Here is a 17,666-nt window from a genome sequence, read left to right as displayed (position 1 = left end):
CTCCTTAAATATAGAAAGAAGGGCAATGATAACGGTCATTAAATCAATAGCAGCATCATTGCCCTCACAGATTTACTTATTTATTATCGCGAATGTAAAGTGCCTTATCTTCAATCATCCGTTTTACGTCTTCATCGGAATAGCCTAATTCCTTAAGCACCTCCGGTCCCTGCTCTCCAAGGTCCGGTGCTCTGTTGTATTCCGGAACTCCCATGTTGGCAAACTTAACTGGAAGTCTTACAAGTCTTCTGGTGTTACCTGTCCGGAACTTCATATCATAAAAACAGTCATTGGCCTCTGCCTGCTTATCCGCAAGGATTTCCTCCCAGCTCTGTGCAAGACCAAACGCAACATCGTTTTCCGTAAGGCTCTTTACCATCTCATCCTTGGTGTACTTGGCAAACTCATTCGTTACAATATCATAAACCTCCTGTGTCTTGCCGTTTTTCTGGCATTCCAGAATTGGGAAATACTCCTTATTGCCGACAAGGTCCTCTCGATGAATCGAACGCATAACCTTGTCATAGTACATATTGTAGTCAGGAGTACACAGCTGGATGTAACGACCATCCTTTGTCTTAAAGCAGTTATTGGTCGGGGTTGCCGCATTTCTTGCATCAATCGGGTATTTCCTTGCAATGCCATCATAGTTTGCAGCCTGCACCATCATACCCATGTTGTAAATCGAAGTTTCAAACAGCGACGTCTCAACCTTCTCGCCTTCTCCAGTCATCTTGGCATGGTAGAGTGCTGCAAGGATACCTGCTGCAAGATTCATGCCAACATTATGATCTCCAAGTCCAGGTGTAACATTCATCGGACGATCTCCTGCCTGATGCAGTGAATGTAAATAACCACCTCTTGCAAAAAATGCTGTGAAATCAAACCCTGGCAGATCCTTATCAGGTCCCTTTTCACCGTAACCGGTGCAGATCGCATAGACAAGCTTCGGAAACTTTACCTTAAGATGATCATAATCCAGATTCAGCTTTTCCAATGCCTGGATCCGCCAGTTGGTGATCAGTACATCTGCAGTTGAGAGGAGCTTATAAAAAGCTTCCATGCCTTCCGGAGACTTTAAATTAAGAGATGCCTCTCTCTTATTGGCATTTTCCAGTTCCCATGTAGTATTTTCCAGCCAGTCCAGTGGTCTGCCCTCAGACGGAGCGGTATACCGGAGCGGATCGCCCTTCGGTGCCTCAATCTTGATGACATCGGCGCCGCAGTCCGCAAGAAATCTGCCTGCTGTTGCTGCCGCAATAAAATTAGCAAGCTCTACAACTCTCACACCTTCTAGTAACTTACTCATGACTAACTCTCCTTTTTATTGACAATTACCCGCTTCAGATAAAGCATTATTACTTTGTTTCATCTTTCAGAGGTAATGAATCAAACTTTGTAACAATCATATGTACAATGTACGGAATTACGATAACCGGGATCGTAAGGTATCCGAGATACTTATATCCGACAGCGACGATCTTGTTGAGGCCAAGCTGTGCAATCAAAAATGCTACAACCGTGCAAACTAGTGTAACAATGATTACATTTTTACCCGGCTTATCGGTCGGATTGAACTTAGGATCCAGTCCCTTGCAGACTCTGTTGGACATACCTGCGATCATATTAACTGCGGTGGAAACAGAACCAAGTACAATCAGGATGGAAATGATTGGTCTCAGAATTGCGGATGCTGGTCCTTTATTGACAAGGATCATAAGAGGAATTGGCTCCTTCATCCAGTTCGGGTCATTGGTAATGGCAGTAAGCCCAAGTACTGCCATGAGGCAGATAATACCATTTACAAAAAATCCGGCGATCATCGAAGTTCTGGCATCATCAGGCTCTTTAAATGGAGCTGCATGCTGAACCAAAAGACCAATAGATGCGAGCTGGAAAGATCCATATACTATGGTCATCCACAGAGCCTTACCAAATGGCTGCGGAGCTGCGGAGCTTGCTGCTATATTAGCCTGGATATCTCCCCACTGTGCAAAGATATTGGGAACATAAACCAGAAAAAGTCCGGCAACAATGGCGATCGACAGGAACGACGCCACTCTTCGTACAACGTTAGTGCCATAAACTGCTACTATGAAAATAAATAATCCGACAAATATGGTCCCAACCCAATGATTTAAACCAAAGGATGTCTTCATGGTTTCTACACCAGTTGCAAAAGCTGCCGCAGGTGCAACACAGAGCGTTACGACATATACCAGCTCGTACAAATTAGAAAAGATCGGTGCATACTTTCCATAAAAGCTGTTGTTAAAGCTTCTGTAGTCATATACATTATGACGTCTTGCATATCTAAGTGCATACCACTGATAAAATGCGCCGATTGCCTGTGAAATCAGGCAGGTTAGAAACGCCCAGTTTCCAAATCGTACAAAGTAAGCTCTTAACTGGTTGCCGGATGCAAATCCACCGCCAAACTGCGTTGTAAACCACACAAACGCCACACCAATCTCAATGGCAAAACGGCTTTCCCTATTATTTCCGTTCATTGCTTTTTTCCTCCTATAACCCCCAACGTGTGTAAGGAATACGTATTATCAGAACAGCTCGCTAAAGGCTTCCAGCTGCGTTGCGGCTTGTTCATAGTTCACCATCTGACGGTCCACCTCGATATTTACCTGATGGAGGCCTGCCTTCTCACATGCTCTCTTGATCGGTACATAATCAAATTCCTCCGGATCGCAGAACTTGGTCATCAGCACAATAACGCCCTCTGCATGATGCTTCTGAGCCTCGGTAACAATGTAATCCACTCTCTTTTTGTCTGCATCATAGAGCAAGGTATCATCATCCATAGAGCAGAACTTCTCTACAAGTCCGTCCATCGGATTCTGAATGGTCTCCGGTACGTCTTTCTTATACTGTCTGGATTCATCACATACATCATCAAATGCAACCTTGATGCCGTATTTCTCAAAAAGCTCCAGAAGCTGCGGAGCATCTGCAAGGATACCGCTGACAAGCACTCTTACCTTACGGCTGTCCTTTGGTCCCTCTTTAAGTCTCTCAATAAGCTCCTTAACGAGAGTGGTATGCTCCTCCGGGAGCATGAACCAGGCACTCTTAAATACATCGGATCTTTCCTGTGCGGAAACCTCGTACTCAGATGCAACCTCGGCAAACTCACGCATCACAGCGTTATGCTCGTTGTAAATATGATTGGATACTCTCAAATTGTCATCTGAGAAATGTGCTCCTGTAATCGCTTCCAGATCGGAAATGACTCTCTCATATCCAGCCTTGGTAAAGCGCTTGCCATAATCCGGCTTTCTGTTCTGCGGATAGCTCATCGGAATAAACGGGATATCCTTTACTGCATACTTCCAGTTCTGTCCAATACACTTCAGCGAATCGCAGAGGGAAGGAACAACCAGCGCGGATGCACCCTTATAGGTCCCATTGATGCCAAGTTCCAGAATCGACTGCATAATAGAGCAGATAAACGCCGGGAAATATTTTTTAGACTGATTGAGCTGAATGTCAGCGCCCCATACACCCATCGGTACAAGTCCCATGGAATGGATGATCTCATTTGGGGTATAGTAAGTTACCAGAACAACCTTTTTACCATCCGCGAGATACTGATTAAGCTGCTGCTTTGGATTAAATGCAACCTCGTGAAGCTTTGCAAAAATTTCTTTTGAAGTCATACTCACTTTGCCTCCTTATTGGTATCCATAATCTCCATAAGACCCTGTACTCTTGTATCATACTGTGCTTCTGAGAAATTTCTCGGATCCGCCTGGTCCCCATCAAAGGAAACCACCGGGATATTGCATTCCTTACCGATCTGACGGGACATCTCCGGCATAAATCCGGACCAAAGCTTGCAGGAACGATTAGTATGTACGAGCAGACCTTCTACATGATTATCCTTGCAGAGGCGGACTCTCTTATCCCTTGCGTGCTCGATGTTCATGCAGTTAGGCACTTCAGCGTAGGCTCTGCACATATCTCTGAAATCTTTATAGATAAATCCAAAGGCATCGGCATAAATTGTAGTTACCATGTTGATTCCACGGCCTTTAAGTCCGGTAGATGTCACACGAAGCCACGGCCAGCAGGCAATACCCTCAAACATGATCCGGTACTTCTCCTCTGCATGGAAAGTGGACGTACCATTGAGATGATTCTCCTCATACTCGGAATTAAGCTTATCCATAGCCTCGGCAGCTTCTTCCTTACCTCTGGCAGTTACCATAACCGCCATATGGTTGAGCAGGTCAAATCCGTTAAATGGAGATGGTACATATCTTGCCGTAGCAGTTGCATCCAGCCATGCCTTGCTGGCTCTGCCGGAAATCTGCTGTACCTGTCTGAACTTTTCATCGCTCCATTTATGACCGGTAATCTTTTCCAGCTGATGGATCGCATCCCACATCTGCGCTTCAATATAATCAATCTCCGCCTCGGAAACCTCATAATCCGGGTTAAACGGAATATCGATCATGATCATCGGGATATTCAGTTCTTTAGCGATATTTTCATACCACTTGATCATACAGTTACAAATGTTATTAGCGCACAGTACATAATCCGGAAGCGGCATATCCTGCTCTGGTGCACTCTTAAGCTTCATATATGCAAGCGAGATTCTAGCATATGCGCAGATATCATTGCTGTAGCCTTCGCTCTCTGCTTCTGAGCACATCCTCTCTCCGCCGCCTCTGGCTGCAATACCAGCTGCCTGGTTTTCAGGATAGCAGACGGTTAATCCCAGAGTTTCCGGAATTTCCACCGGAAAGTTGCTGGAGCACCATCCAACGAGCTCTCCACGCTTTTTTGCTTCTATAGCATCTGAATATGCATCCGCCGCGATTTTTCTAAGACGCATCTTTGCTGAATTAGGATCCGGTGCCGGTCTCTGCTTTTTTACTTCTTCTGCCATAAAATAGAACCTCCTTATGCATTATTTTTTTTATTTTCTTTATTGAAAGCATACAGGGAAGCTCCCAGAGCCCCCATAAGCTGTGCTTTGTCATCATATAAAATCGGAACACCAAGTTCCTTTTCCAGTGCGAGTCTCACACCACCATTCTGAGCAACTCCTCCGGTCATGCATACCTTTTCCTGTACGCCGACTCTGCGTACAAGCGAGGCAACTCTGGATGCCACCGAGCTGCAGATCCCGGCAACTACATCCGGTATTTTGACGCCGTTGGCAAGCTGTGAGATAACCTCTGATTCCGCAAAAACCGTACAAGTGCTGGAAATCTGCGCCGGTTCTGTTGCCTTGGCTGCTTCCTTTTCCAAATCACTGATTTTAAGATTCAGGATACTTGCCATAACATCCAGGAAACGTCCGGTACCTGCTGCGCATTTGTCATTCATCGCAAAATTTGCAAGCTGTCCTCGCTCGTTAAGAGACAAAACCTTTGCATCCTGTCCACCGATATCGATGACCGTATGCACATCAGGAAAGACAAAGTGCGCACCGATTGCATGGCAGCTAAGCTCACTGATCTGGTAATCTGCCTGCTCATATGTCTGTCTGCCATATCCCGTTGCAACAACAGCGGTCATGTCCTCCATCCGTAGTCCAGATTTGTCAAGCACTTCCGTGACAGCATTCTGCACTCCGCTTGTTCCAACCGTTGCAATAATAATGGACGAAGCAACAATGCGCTCTCCGTTTTCCAGTATTACTGCCTTTGCAGTTGTAGAACCAATATCCACACCCAGTGTATACATGACCTATCTCCTATTTCGTATACATGTTGATACGTATACATGTTTATTTGTATACAACCAACCATCAAAAAATATTCCTTTCGGAATCGTTATTATTTTATCAATGCATATCTATAATGTAAATCTTTTTTTGTTAAAAAAAAAATTTTTGTGGATTTGAATATAATATTTTTATATTTTTAGTGATATTTAAGATTGTAAAATAAAAAGGGCCTATCGTCAGCCCTTTTTATCAAGATACTATTATCATCTTTTGACAAAATACCCCGGATATTCTTGTATAGCTTTTTCTGCAATTCCATTGATGGTATCCAGATGCTTTGCCATGGCCTTTTGCGTTGCCAAAACATCATGCTGCTTCAGACCCGTAAGGATATCCTGATGCTCTGCGATCAATTCCGGAACCCGATTTCCAAGGGAAACATCAAAGTTTCTCCACCTGGCGAGATGTGCCATGTATGGAGAAATCATTGCCATCAGAGAATCTCTGTGCGCAGAGTGGATCATGCTGTGATGGAACTCGGAGTCAAGTTTGGGAAACAGCCCATGATAATCTTTTTCATGCATACATGAGCGCTGCTGCTCCATATTTTCTTCCAGTTTGGAGATTAACTTTTCAAGCTCCTCGTCCGGCAGACTACTGATCAGCTCATAAATAATCTCTTTTTCCAGTGCAGTACGAAGCATTAATATATCCGAAATATAATTTAAATCAATGAGTGATACAAAGGTTCCTCTCTGAGGATATACTTCCAAAAAACCTGTCTGCTGAAGTCTTGCAAATACAGCTCGTATTACAGTCCGCGACACCTTATACTCATCCGTCATCTGATTTTCACTGAGTAATCTACCCGGCTCATAGCTTAAATCTATGATTTTCTGAAGTATTTCCTGATAAATTTCTTCACTACTTAAGCTTTTCATCGATGTGATCTGATTAAAACTGTAATTTTTACTGTTCATTAACTTCCTCTTCTCTCTTTGACTTGCTGTTTACAGGTCCTGGTCAAACAGAGGAATGTGCAGATCATAATAGGTATAGCTTCCCTCGGCAATCAACTCGCCATTTTCATTATGGATCGTCGTATTGTAAACTGAAATCGTCTTGCCTTCATGCACAGAGCGTGCTTCCGCAATCAGTTTACGGAAGCCTCTACCTTGATGCACAAAATTCAGATTCCCACTCAGCGTGACGTTTTTAGTCCCACGCGATGCAGCCGCAGCGCCGCTCGCTGAATCTGCCAGAGAAAACAGTACTCCTCCATGTGCAAATCCGAGCGAGTTCATAATGTCATTTTTCAGATCAATTTCGACGCGTCCGTAGCCTTTTTGGATATCCACAATATGAAATCCCAGGAGCTGACCATAGGGATTATGTTCTGAATTCCTGTATTCCAAAACTCTCTTATAGAATACATCATTTTTTTCCATTTTCCATACTTCCATTGCTTATTTATTGATATAACATCGATTGTTCGCGTTTTTGATCATAGTAATCGCCTGATCGCGTATTTCCTTGATGTCCGGCTTACCGCTCGCAGTCATCGGCAGTTTATCAAAGCTTATAATATAGTAAGGTAATTTATACGTTGCAAGCCGAGGTCTTAAAAATGCACAGAAATGCTCAATATTCAGGTCATTATGATTTTTGGGCACAATGCAGGCAGCAACCTCCTCCTGCCGGAATTTAGATGGCACACCGATGACCTTGACCTCATCCACCATTCCGGAGCGTAAAATTACATCCTCAATCTCTACAGGCGAGATATTTTCTCCTCCACGGATAATAATATCCTTGAGTCGTCCGGTTACACACAGTTCATCATCATTATTGAAATATCCCAGGTCTCCGGTTCTAAACCAGCCATCCTCCGTAAAGGCTTCCTTTGTCTTTTCTGGATTATTGTAATACTCCTTCATGACATTAAAGCCACGGAATTGAATTTCTCCGATCTGATTTTTGCCAAGGACCTTACCTGTACCCGGTTCCGCAATGCGACCTTCCACATCCTCCATAAGACGTCCGCAAGTCACAGCCTTTTTTTCAATCGGCTCATCCCAATCCGCATTGGTAACACTTGCAGACATTTCCGTCATGCCAAAGGAGGTCTGCAGATGCATATTAGGAAATCTTCTGCAGATCTCAATGTACTGCTCCGCCGGCAGAGGAGAACCTCCAACAATTCCAGAAGTAAGTGAGGTACCGAGCAAACCGGCATATTCGCTCTTATGGATCAATGCAAGAAACATACTCGGCACGCCGATAAGGATTGTACAATGGAAGTCAAGGATGGCTCTCCATACGGTCGCTGTTCTGAAATACGGCAATAAATGCATGGTAAATCCGATAACAATTGATCCGACCAGTGCGGTAACCAGTCCAAAGCAGTGAAACATAGGTACGCAGACACACATTTTGTCATTCTCTGACCAGCGCATGTAATACTTCACATGCAGTACATCATTTACCACACCAAAATGTGTAAGTACCACACCCTTTGGAATATCCGTGGTTCCTGATGTAAAAATGATAAAGATCGGATCCCCGGATGTTACCTGCCGTGCGGCTTCACGAACACTCTGAAGTGTCTCCTCGGATTTTTCTTTTTCCGTGAAGCTGTCCATAGACATCCATATACCGCCCTCTTTTTCATCAATATGATAAAAATGTCTTACAGACGGGGTACGGCGTTTAATCTCCGGAATCAGATCGTCATAGACGGTATCCTTACATCCACTGCCATAAAAAAGCAGCTCGACATCGGAGGTCCGTAGGATCTTGGACATTTCCTCTACCTTATAGAACGTATTAAAAGCGCAGGTAACTGCTCCGATTTTGGCGAGCGCAAGAGTTGTAAAAACAAAGCTTGGTGTATTAACACTCCAGATTCCGACATGCATACCCCTCCGGATTCCATACTGATGCATGAGTCGTCCGGCATAGACATCTGTAATTTCATCCATTTCCTTAAAGGTGCATGTCCATCCATCACGTTCCATGCCGATATGATCCGGATATTTCAGAGCCGTCTCTCTGAGACAGTCGCCAAGCGTTTTATGAACCAGTTCCATTTCTCCCCCCTGACATAACTCAAGCTCATGTCTTTATAATAGAAGCATCATATACCCATGTATACTTGTTCACATATCAATTACTGCCTATAACTATATCAGCATGTATACTGGAATACAATCATTTTGTTAATTTTTTATCGTTTTTATTGTTTTTGTTGCTATTCTCGTTTCTGGCATCAAAAAGCCATTGGCAGAGGCGACTGCTTTCTTACCAAAATAAGACAAGCTTTCGTCCCTACCAATGGCTTTTAATACTTATGCATCATGGCTTGCAGGATAATACTGTATAATTTCAGAGCGCTATATGCCTTTGCTTCCTGTCATATATCTTCTACCAGATGAAATTGCAGATCAAAACTAGACAAGCTTTATCTCCGGATCCTTACGCTGGAGCCTCCCATCGCATCTTCCACCTCCTGTTTGGTTGCCATGGAGGTATCTCCCGGTGTTGTCATGGCAAGTGCGCCGTGCGCTGCGCCATAGTTTACCGCCAGCTCCGGATCTCCATAGGTCATAAGTCCGTAAATCAGGCCAGATGCAAAGGAATCGCCTCCCCCTACACGGTCCAGTACCTCAATCCGTTCAAAGCTTTTGGATCTGTAGATCTCACCGTCTGCCCAGCACAAAGCCGACCAGTCATTCACCGTCGCAGTATGCACTGCACGGAGGGTTGTCGCAACCACACGGAAATTAGGATACTTCTTAACAGCTTCCTCAATCATCTTTTTATATCCGTCCACATTGAGATGCCGGAAGGAAGCATCCTGTCCTTCAACCTGCAGTCCGAGACACTTTGTGAATTCCTCTTCATTTCCGATCATAACATCCACATATCCGGCAATCTCCTGATTTACCTCTCTCGCCTTTTGTTCACCGCCGATCGCTGACCACATCGAGGGACGATAATTTAAATCATATGATATGATTGTGCCGTATTTTTTTGCTGTTTTAATCGCCTCAATCACGGTCTCGCAGCTCTGCTCGGAAATGGATGCATATACGCCTCCGGTATGGAACCATCTGACGCCGAGCTCTCCAAAGATATAGTCAAAATCAAAATCCTCTGGTCTTGCCTTGGAGATTGCGGTATTGGCACGGTCTGAGCAGCCCTTGGCACCCCGGATACCAAAGCCTCGTTCTGTAAAATTCAGACCGTTACGGCAGACTCTGCCGATTCCGTCTGTTGGGAACCATTTTACAAGGGCCGTATCCACTCCGCCTTGCATAATGAAGTCCTCGACCAGATGTCCGACCTCATTATCGGCGAATGCTGTAATCGCGGCGGTTTTCATACCAAAGCATTTCCGGAGACCGCGGATCACGTTATATTCGCCACCGCCCTCCCAGACACGAAATGACCTGGCAGTACGGATCCTGCCCTCTCCCGGGTCAAACCGCAGCATGATTTCTCCCAGTGATGCCGCATCATAAAAGCATTCTGATGCCGGTCTTAAATGTAAGTCCATACCAACCTCCGCTTCCTGTAAGTCCGGAATGATCTTCCGAATGTAATGAACAGAATGAAATCAGATTAGAACTGGAGTATAGCATACTTCCCCTGAACTTAGAAGTCCGGAAACATTTTAGAGAGAACTTCCGGAAGCTCATGGATAGCAGAAAGCGAGGCATCGGGTGCATCTGCCTTACCGAATCCGTATTTCGCGTGGATAAAACGGATGCCTGCATGCTTTGCTGCTTTTTCATCCATCGCTGTGTCACCGACATAAACAGCAGTTTCCGGAGCGATCCCCTGCCGTTTCATAAGGAGCAAAATGTTATCGCCCTTTTGGAGCTTCGTGCGGCCGAAGCATTCAAAATCGCTGATTTTACTTGTAAGATCTCCACATGTAAGCATGGCCTGGATATAGCCGTCCTGACAGTTGGAGACAATATAGAGCTGACAGCCCATTTTAAGCAGACGGTCAAGTGTGCCGGCAAGCGCAGGATAGAAACGTCCGCTGTGCGTCATAAGCCACTTGTTTTCCACTTCCATGCACTCCTCCATGACTTCCTTACGCTGTTTCTCACCGGCATCCGGCAGCATCATGAGCGCGATTTCCTCCATGGTATGCCCCATATAACGGTACATATCCTCTACTGTGATCTGCGGACTACCGAGCTCTGTATGTTTTAAAAGCACAGAGTTCCATGCATTGCTGACCTCCCCTGCGGAATCCCACAAGGTACCGTCTACGTCAAAAATTACGTTGATTGTTCTGTTAAAATTCTGCTTTGTTTTGTTCATAATTCGTTCATAGTTTGTTTTAAATTTGTTTACAGGAAACACATAGTTTGTTCACTACTGACCTTTATATTATCACATAGATAACAAAGAAAAGTTATCTAGCTTAATAAGATTTTTTTCATAATACTCGGCCAGGGATCCAATGGATCCCTGGCCTCCTCCCTTTTATAGGGCTTTATCATTTATAGCGTATTCCCTTTTTACAGGGTCTTTTTTTATTTAATGTCATTTAATATCTAATGTCATTTGAATCTTCAGACAGATTTTCAATATTTCAATATATATACTGTCACTTGCTCTTTTTGATTTCCTCAAGATAATCTCCCGCGTCTTTGATAAAGCTTGCCGTAATCAGCAGTATGACAAATCCGATCGGAAATGCCGCAATGATACTTACGGACTGAAGGTTTGCCATAGAGCTGTCTGAAAATACCAGTGCCACCGGAAGTAAAATCAGAAGGATCGACCAGAAGGCTTTGATGAGTCCTGCCGGCTCCTCTCCCTCTCCAAGCTTTCTATAGGTATACTGCGATGCCACCAGCGCGATGGAATCAAACGAGGTCGCGTAAAAAGCAATCATCGTTACTATAAGTAAGACCAGCACCGCCGGTGCCAAAGGCAGCTGCTCGATCATGGCAATCACCGTGCTGTAAAGATTCTGTGTCTTTTCATATAGAGAAACGACGTCCAGTCTGCCAAAGACCTGCAGTCCAAGTCCGTAATTTCCTAAGATAATAAAGCTTACAAAGGTACTGCCCATACCGAAGACATAACCTCCCAGGATGGTCTGCCGGATGGTACGTCCCCTGGAAATGCTGCCGATAAAAAACGGTGCCGCTACACACCACACAAGCCAGTATGCCCAGTAAAAAATAGTCCAGTTCTGCGCAAATCCCGTTTTCCGGAGCGGATCCGTGTAGGTGGACAGCGTAAAATAATTCTGGGCAAGCCTTCCCATAGCGGAAAAGCCGTTTTCTACAATAAATTTTGTATCTCCTCCAAACAGCAGAACAAACAAAAGTAGTCCGTAGAAGCAGTAGGTACAGATGTTGGCAAGCATGGAAACCCCGAGCATGCCCTTCATAACAGAATAAGTATAAATCACGCAGGTAAGCAGCAAAATACAGATTGTTATGATCCGCTCGGATAAGGTGATGCCGGTCAACGCCTTGATCGCCTCCGCAAGAAGTGGTGTCGCCACAGAAAAAGTCGTTGCCGTACCCGCAAGCAGCGCAAAGACCGCCAACAGATCGATCAGACGTCCTGCAAGACCATCCGTATACTTTCCAAGGATCGGCCTGCATGCCTCTGAATACTTCTGGCGAGTACGCTTCCGTACATGCAGCATAAAACCAAACGCGACAGCCAGAACCAGATAAAACGACCAGACCGTCGGTCCCCAGTGAAACAGTGTATAGGTGCTGGACCACTCCATGAGGTCTCCCATCTCCGCGGTATGCGGATCCTCCCAGTACAGCATCCATTCACAGAAGGAATAAAAGAGGATGTCGGCCGCGAGTCCTGCGGTAAACATCATTGAGCCCCAGGCAAAAAAGCTGTATTTTGGCTTCTCATCTTGTGCTCCCAGTACGATGCTGCCATATTTTGAAGCGCAGAGAAAGACGGAGATCAATGCCATGCCCAGTCCGATGGCAAGATAATAGACACCAAAGCAATCTCCAAGGAAGGTCCGCACCGCCGTCAGCATCACATTGGACTGCTCCGGCAAAATAAAAAACAACATGCATAGCACAACGATCAGAAGCAGCGGAACCAATGTGATCATCCAGTCCAGCTGCCCGCTATACTTCCCGAATTTTCCGTCTTTTTTGTTCATTTTATGCCTTCTTTCTTTTATTTTGAACAATATAGCATGAGATTTCTTTCATGTCAATAAATTCGGACATCTTGCAGGATATATGGTAAAATATCTGTAATACTGTTTCGGGGAGGGTTTTATGCTTTTAAACCATGAAAAAACCGCTCCGGTCAATTATCTGGAGAACTGGCCGGAGCATTATTACGATATAAAGGATATTGATGAACGGGAAGCGCTGCTGCTTCAGGTGCTGAACGATCACCCGGAGTCCAAGGAGGATCAGCGCCGTCTTCTGCTCCTTCGGAAGCGCTATCCGGATAAAAAATTGCCAAACGGTGTACGGAAGGATAATTTCATCGCATCCTGGATGACAATTCTGATCGAGGGACGGACAAATCTCCACTTTTATAACCGCCGAAGGATCGAGCGGGAAATCCGCAGATGCTTCACTGCGCTTTGTGTGCTGGAGGATACCCCCGATCCCGTGCTGCTGAATGAATGGCGGCAGTTTGCCCATCTATGGATTACGACCTGCGTAAATGACCGGAACTACCAGGCAACAGCGTTTGGGATGTTTAGGATGAAGGACCAGACCCTCGCCCGGAAAATTGCAGCGGAAATTAATGAAGTCACTCATGTCATCCCTGCAAAGTTCGGGATCGAAAAGGAGGTCGGACCCTTCCGTGAGATCATGCGGCATGCCTATATCAATATGATTGAAAACGGAGATCAGTACTGGCATGATTTTATCGGCTACTGAGTACTTCTGCTGCCTTTTATAAAATCATCCACATTATCCTTTGTAATTTTCTGATAATCCAGACGGATATACTTTCCATCCATAAGTGTAATTCCATCTGTGGTGCCGGTCGTCGCCAGTTGGTACGCAAGCTCAAACATCGCCTGGGCCTGACCGGCGCTGTCGTTAAAGACAGTTCCGTACATTTCACCATCTTTCACCGCCTGCAGACCTGTCTTGGTGCCATCGATGCCCAGTATAATCGGGCGATCTTTCTCCGGTATGTTCTGACTTTTGCAGGCAGCGATTGCTCCAAGTGCCATTTCATCATTGTTGGCAAGCACAAGCTCAATATCTGAACCGTACTGATCAATGAACTGATTCATCTTTGTCTCCGCCTGCGCCTGATTCCAGTTCGCAATGCCATAGCCGAGCTTATCCAGCTTTACGCCAAGCTCCACCATACGATTGACGGAGTTTTCCGAGCGGACGATCGCATCCTGATGTCCGGCTTCCCCCTCCAGTACAATATACTGAATGCTTCCGTCGCCGTTCTTGTCACCGTTTTGACTCCGGATCGCATCTACCGCAAGCTCTCCCTGCATGGTACCCGACTGGAATGCATCCGCTCCCACATAATACAGCTGGTCCCACTGGAGGAGATCCTCCTCAACGAGCTCTCTGTTAAAAAAGATCACCGGAATGCCTGCGCTGCGGGCAAAATCAATGATTTCCGTCGGTGCTGTTCTATCTACAAGATTCACACACAGGACATCACAGTCATTATTGATCATCTCCTTAACCTGATCGTTCTGGATCGCCTGATTTTTGGAGGCACCGTACATATTGACCGTAATTTCCGGGCCTCCCTCCGACTGCTTTGCAAACACATCCTGATTAAAGCACTGCATCAGCTCTCCGAGGAAGGTATCATACTCATCATAGAGCGTAACCCCGATCCGTATTTTAGACGGAGTCTTATCTACAGGAGTATAGGCGGCACAGCCCGTCATCATCCCTGCCGCGGCAAAAAGGCAGAGCATACGACGGATATTTTCACAACACAGCGTTTTTTTCACAGATACTTCCCCTCCTATTGCACAATCGGAAACAAAATGTTCTGGTTTTCCTCACGGAAAAGATTCTCCTTATGCACCACGTTGTATCCTACCTGCCGATCTGTTAAAACCGACATTCGGTTATCCAGCTTTCCCGCAAGATCCGTGAGGCTCTGATAACCGACACGGAAGTCATCCGGCAGAATCATACTGCGGATCAGTCCACTGTCAATATAGTACACCAGCTTCTCGCTGCAGCCCGCTCCAAAAAGTACGGTTTTATCCTGAAGTCCCTGATCCGATACATAATCTACTGCAGCCTCCAGGCTTCCGTTGTCGAGTCCGATGAGGATATCTGCCGGATGCTCCTGATCCGCCTCCCGGATCTGTCCTTCTGTATCCCTGCCATACGGTATCTGCCATGTAATCGCGGGATTTCTGTCGGAAACCACATCCATAAAGCCTCGGAGCCGCTCCTGCATCGCTGTCTGCCTGGGATTTCCACTTATAATCCCCATGGACTTTAAGCCAAGCTCATCTCCATAAGCGATAATCAGTTCATTTCCGATCGCCCGACCGATCTCATAGTTATCGGGCGTCACACTCGCGTGGTTTCCCTCCACATCTGGATCTGCCTCCGCTGTAGTATTGATCATGACGATCGGTGCCTTGACAGACAGACGCTGTATGATTTCCTGCGTATTCTGGCTGTCACAAAATTCTGTAATAATCCCGTCCGAGCCATCATTGATTTCCGCTTCCATAAGTCTCACCTGATCCTCAAGCTTATCAAGATAGCTGGTATAAACATAATTGAGGCGAATGTCACTATCCTCCGCTGCCTGCTCCAGACCTGCATGCAGTGTGTTCCAACGGCTCTCTGTGGAATTGCTTACAATCACGGAAATGCGATAGTTTTTCTGTCCATTGCCACGCAGAAGCATAAAAAACGCAATGGCAATAGCTATAATAATGGTCGAAACTGCCGTCACAGTAAAAGGATTTCTCTCTTTCATAATTTCTCTGCTCCTTTCCTGTGATAGCGTCCGCTCTCCAGCAGCCTCTGGTTCTCATCAGTAAACGGAACCGCCGGGAGATGAATGGTTACCGTCGTCCCTTCATCCGGCTCTGAAGCTACCGTCAGACCATAAGCCTCTCCAAAGCGGAGCCGGATCCTGTTATGAACATTGAGGAGCCCGACCCCGGATCCATGCCTTGGCGCGCGGCGTGCACCCTCCGGGTTTTCCTTAAGCAGGTTTTCCGCGGCTTCCTTGGTCATGCCATAGCCATTGTCCGTGACGCTGATATAAATATCCCCGGAGGAAGCTTCATCTATATCTGCAGGCTCATTTTTATCTTCCTTTCCGTTCTGTGCCTGTGGAGACTCTCCGGTGCCAGGCGCTGCTTCCATCCAGCCGCGGATCACAATCTCTCCGCCGTCATCCTCCTCCATATCTCCAACGCCATAATAAATGGCATTTTCCAGAAGCGGCTGAATAATCAGCTTCACCGTAGCATAATCGCGGATCTGCGGATCAATGTCAAATCGCACGGTAAAGGCATTTTTATAACGGACTTTCTGGATGTTCATATAGTTCTCCGCATGCTTAAGCTCCTGCTCGATCGGGATAATATTCTTACCTCGGGAAAGACTGATGCGGAACAAGCTGGCGAGCTGCGTCACCATAAACACAGCATCCTTGTTATGCTCTCCCTCGATCATCCAGACAATGGAGTCCAATGTATTATAAAGAAAATGCGGATTGATCTGTGACTGCAGGGCATCCATCTCGGACTTCTGCTTTTCCTCCTGCTCCACCACGATATCATGCATCAGCTGGTTGATCCTCTGCATACTGTTTCTAAGCGTCATCCCAAGATGCCTTACCTCCTGTGTGCCGCCCACATAGATATCTCCCGGATTAAGATCTCCGTTTTCCATATTGCGGATCGAATGATTGAGGTCCGTCAGCGGTCGGGAAATACGGCTCGAGATCCTCTGATAAAAGACCAGAATCAGAAGCAGCGTAATGCCAATGATGATGACAAGGATATACCGCATGCTGCCAAGTCCGAAGCTGTACACACGATGCGGAATCACAGAAATCATCTTCCATCCGGTATAGGATACGGTACTGACAATCACCGTGCGCTTCTCTCCATGAAACACTTCCTCATGCTGCCCATCCTGATAATGCGCCTCACTGATATTGTTTTCCGGGATAATACCGTAGTTAATCTGCATCTGCTTCGGATGGTAAATAATTTTGCCCGAAGAATCCACCAGATACACATACTGCAGCGCACTCTCCTGATTAATCCGGTTCATCATCTGCTCTATGGTTGAATACTTCATATCCACCAGCAGTACACCCATGGCAGGGCTGCCGCTGCGTGTAAGCTCCACGGCGCGGCTCAGGGAAAAAACCCAGTTATAGCGATACGATGTATCATTAAACAAATGCTCTACATAAGGTGTGGAAAAATGCAGATTCTCGGTCTGCTGCATCGCCTTCTGAAACCAGGGCTGCTTAGGAATATTTAGGTCTGCCTTCAGGCTGTCAATCGGAGATGCAGACAAGAGCTCACCATCTGCGGTAAAAAGCGCAATGCTGATCAGATTATCCTTATGTGCCTCATACATGAGATTCATCTCACTTTCGGCGGTTTCCGCATCCATATCCTTGCCTTTGATGACATCATAATAGATTGCGTCAGAAATCCGGCGCATGCTGACAAGATAATCCTCAAGGCTTACAACTGCCTGATCCAGCATCTGCTGTGTGTTTTCAACCGCAACCGTACGCATCCTGCCCGCAAAAACACCATACAAAAGAACTCCCAGGATGATAAGTAACGCTGCGGAGGTTAAGGTAAAGGATGTAAGTATGGTTGTTTGAATCGTATTGGGCAATATGCGTCGGATGTTTGTTTCGGAAACCAGCTTTCCGATTTTTGTCTGCTTTTTAAGGTTTTCCGGGCTTTTTTTCTGCTCCATTTATGTCCTTCTGTGATTCT

Annotated in this window: 15 protein-coding genes; 1 reads left to right on the top strand and 14 read right to left on the bottom strand. The window is 45.8% G+C overall.

Going from position 1 to position 17,666, the window contains the following annotated elements; translation table 11 throughout:
* Positions 1-76: 76 nt before the first annotated feature.
* From ACTNEN_RS03475 to ACTNEN_RS03425, 11 genes are all read right to left on the bottom strand, one after another.
* Complete coding sequence (locus tag ACTNEN_RS03475; protein WP_441204686.1) at positions 77-1,309, bottom strand: CaiB/BaiF CoA transferase family protein; 1,233 nt, start codon at positions 1,307-1,309, stop codon at positions 77-79.
* A gap of 49 nt (positions 1,310-1,358) precedes the next feature.
* The gene (locus tag ACTNEN_RS03470) at positions 1,359-2,510 is read right to left on the bottom strand and encodes a YkvI family membrane protein (protein WP_441204685.1); all 1,152 of its coding nucleotides are present in this window, start codon (positions 2,508-2,510) and stop codon (positions 1,359-1,361) included.
* Between the two features lie 48 nt (positions 2,511-2,558).
* Positions 2,559-3,671: a 2-hydroxyacyl-CoA dehydratase subunit D gene (locus ACTNEN_RS03465; protein WP_441204684.1), complete on the bottom strand. Its 1,113-nt coding sequence runs from the start codon at positions 3,669-3,671 to the stop codon at positions 2,559-2,561.
* Positions 3,672-3,673: 2 nt separating this feature from the next.
* On the bottom strand, positions 3,674-4,909 hold the full coding sequence (locus ACTNEN_RS03460; RefSeq protein WP_441204683.1) for a 2-hydroxyacyl-CoA dehydratase subunit D: 1,236 nt from the start codon (positions 4,907-4,909) through the stop codon (positions 3,674-3,676).
* Positions 4,910-4,923: 14 nt separating this feature from the next.
* Entirely contained in the window at positions 4,924-5,712 is a 789-nt protein-coding gene (locus ACTNEN_RS03455; RefSeq protein WP_441204682.1) for an acyl-CoA dehydratase activase, read from the bottom strand.
* A 246-nt stretch (positions 5,713-5,958) separates the two neighbouring features.
* Positions 5,959-6,675 carry a GntR family transcriptional regulator gene (locus tag ACTNEN_RS03450; RefSeq protein WP_441204681.1) on the bottom strand — a complete coding sequence of 239 codons (717 nt, stop codon included), beginning with the start codon at positions 6,673-6,675 and terminating at the stop codon, positions 5,959-5,961.
* Positions 6,676-6,705: 30 nt separating this feature from the next.
* Positions 6,706-7,143, bottom strand: a complete 438-nt coding sequence (locus ACTNEN_RS03445) for a PaaI family thioesterase (RefSeq protein WP_441204680.1) — start codon at positions 7,141-7,143, stop codon at positions 6,706-6,708.
* An 18-nt stretch (positions 7,144-7,161) separates the two neighbouring features.
* Positions 7,162-8,784 carry a class I adenylate-forming enzyme family protein gene (locus tag ACTNEN_RS03440; protein WP_441204679.1) on the bottom strand — a complete coding sequence of 541 codons (1,623 nt, stop codon included), beginning with the start codon at positions 8,782-8,784 and terminating at the stop codon, positions 7,162-7,164.
* 371 nt (positions 8,785-9,155) lie between these two features.
* Complete coding sequence (locus ACTNEN_RS03435) at positions 9,156-10,253, bottom strand: PfkB family carbohydrate kinase (protein ID WP_441204678.1); 1,098 nt, start codon at positions 10,251-10,253, stop codon at positions 9,156-9,158.
* Between the two features lie 98 nt (positions 10,254-10,351).
* Positions 10,352-11,032, bottom strand: coding sequence for an HAD family hydrolase (locus ACTNEN_RS03430; protein ID WP_441204677.1), 681 nt, complete (start codon positions 11,030-11,032; stop codon positions 10,352-10,354).
* A 289-nt stretch (positions 11,033-11,321) separates the two neighbouring features.
* Complete coding sequence (locus tag ACTNEN_RS03425) at positions 11,322-12,869, bottom strand: BCCT family transporter (RefSeq protein ID WP_441204676.1); 1,548 nt, start codon at positions 12,867-12,869, stop codon at positions 11,322-11,324.
* A 121-nt stretch (positions 12,870-12,990) separates the two neighbouring features.
* Between ACTNEN_RS03425 and ACTNEN_RS03420 the strand changes: the two genes are divergently transcribed.
* A complete protein-coding gene (locus ACTNEN_RS03420) occupies positions 12,991-13,611 on the top strand; it encodes a DUF6553 family protein (RefSeq protein ID WP_441204675.1) in 621 nt (206 codons plus the stop codon).
* On the opposite strand, the gene ACTNEN_RS03415 is transcribed toward ACTNEN_RS03420, so the two are convergent.
* Genes ACTNEN_RS03415 through ACTNEN_RS03405 form a run of 3 tightly spaced genes read right to left on the bottom strand, consistent with a single transcriptional unit; the run spans position 13,605 to position 17,646 of the window.
* Positions 13,605-14,669, bottom strand: coding sequence for a galactose ABC transporter substrate-binding protein (locus ACTNEN_RS03415; RefSeq protein WP_441204674.1), 1,065 nt, complete (start codon positions 14,667-14,669; stop codon positions 13,605-13,607). The two genes, ACTNEN_RS03420 and ACTNEN_RS03415, sit on opposite strands and share 7 nt — an antisense overlap.
* 14 nt (positions 14,670-14,683) lie before the next feature.
* On the bottom strand, positions 14,684-15,664 hold the full coding sequence (locus ACTNEN_RS03410; RefSeq protein WP_441204673.1) for a substrate-binding domain-containing protein: 981 nt from the start codon (positions 15,662-15,664) through the stop codon (positions 14,684-14,686).
* Complete coding sequence (locus tag ACTNEN_RS03405) at positions 15,661-17,646, bottom strand: histidine kinase (RefSeq protein ID WP_441204672.1); 1,986 nt, start codon at positions 17,644-17,646, stop codon at positions 15,661-15,663. The genes ACTNEN_RS03410 and ACTNEN_RS03405 overlap by 4 nt, the downstream gene beginning before the upstream one ends.
* Between the last annotated feature and the right edge of the window lie 20 nt (positions 17,647-17,666).

Origin of the sequence: Oribacterium sp. HCP28S3_H8, assembly GCF_052064775.1 — a bacterium.
Classification (GTDB): Bacteria; Bacillota; Clostridia; order Lachnospirales; family Lachnospiraceae; genus Oribacterium.
This window is presented reverse-complemented; position numbering and strand designations above follow the sequence as displayed.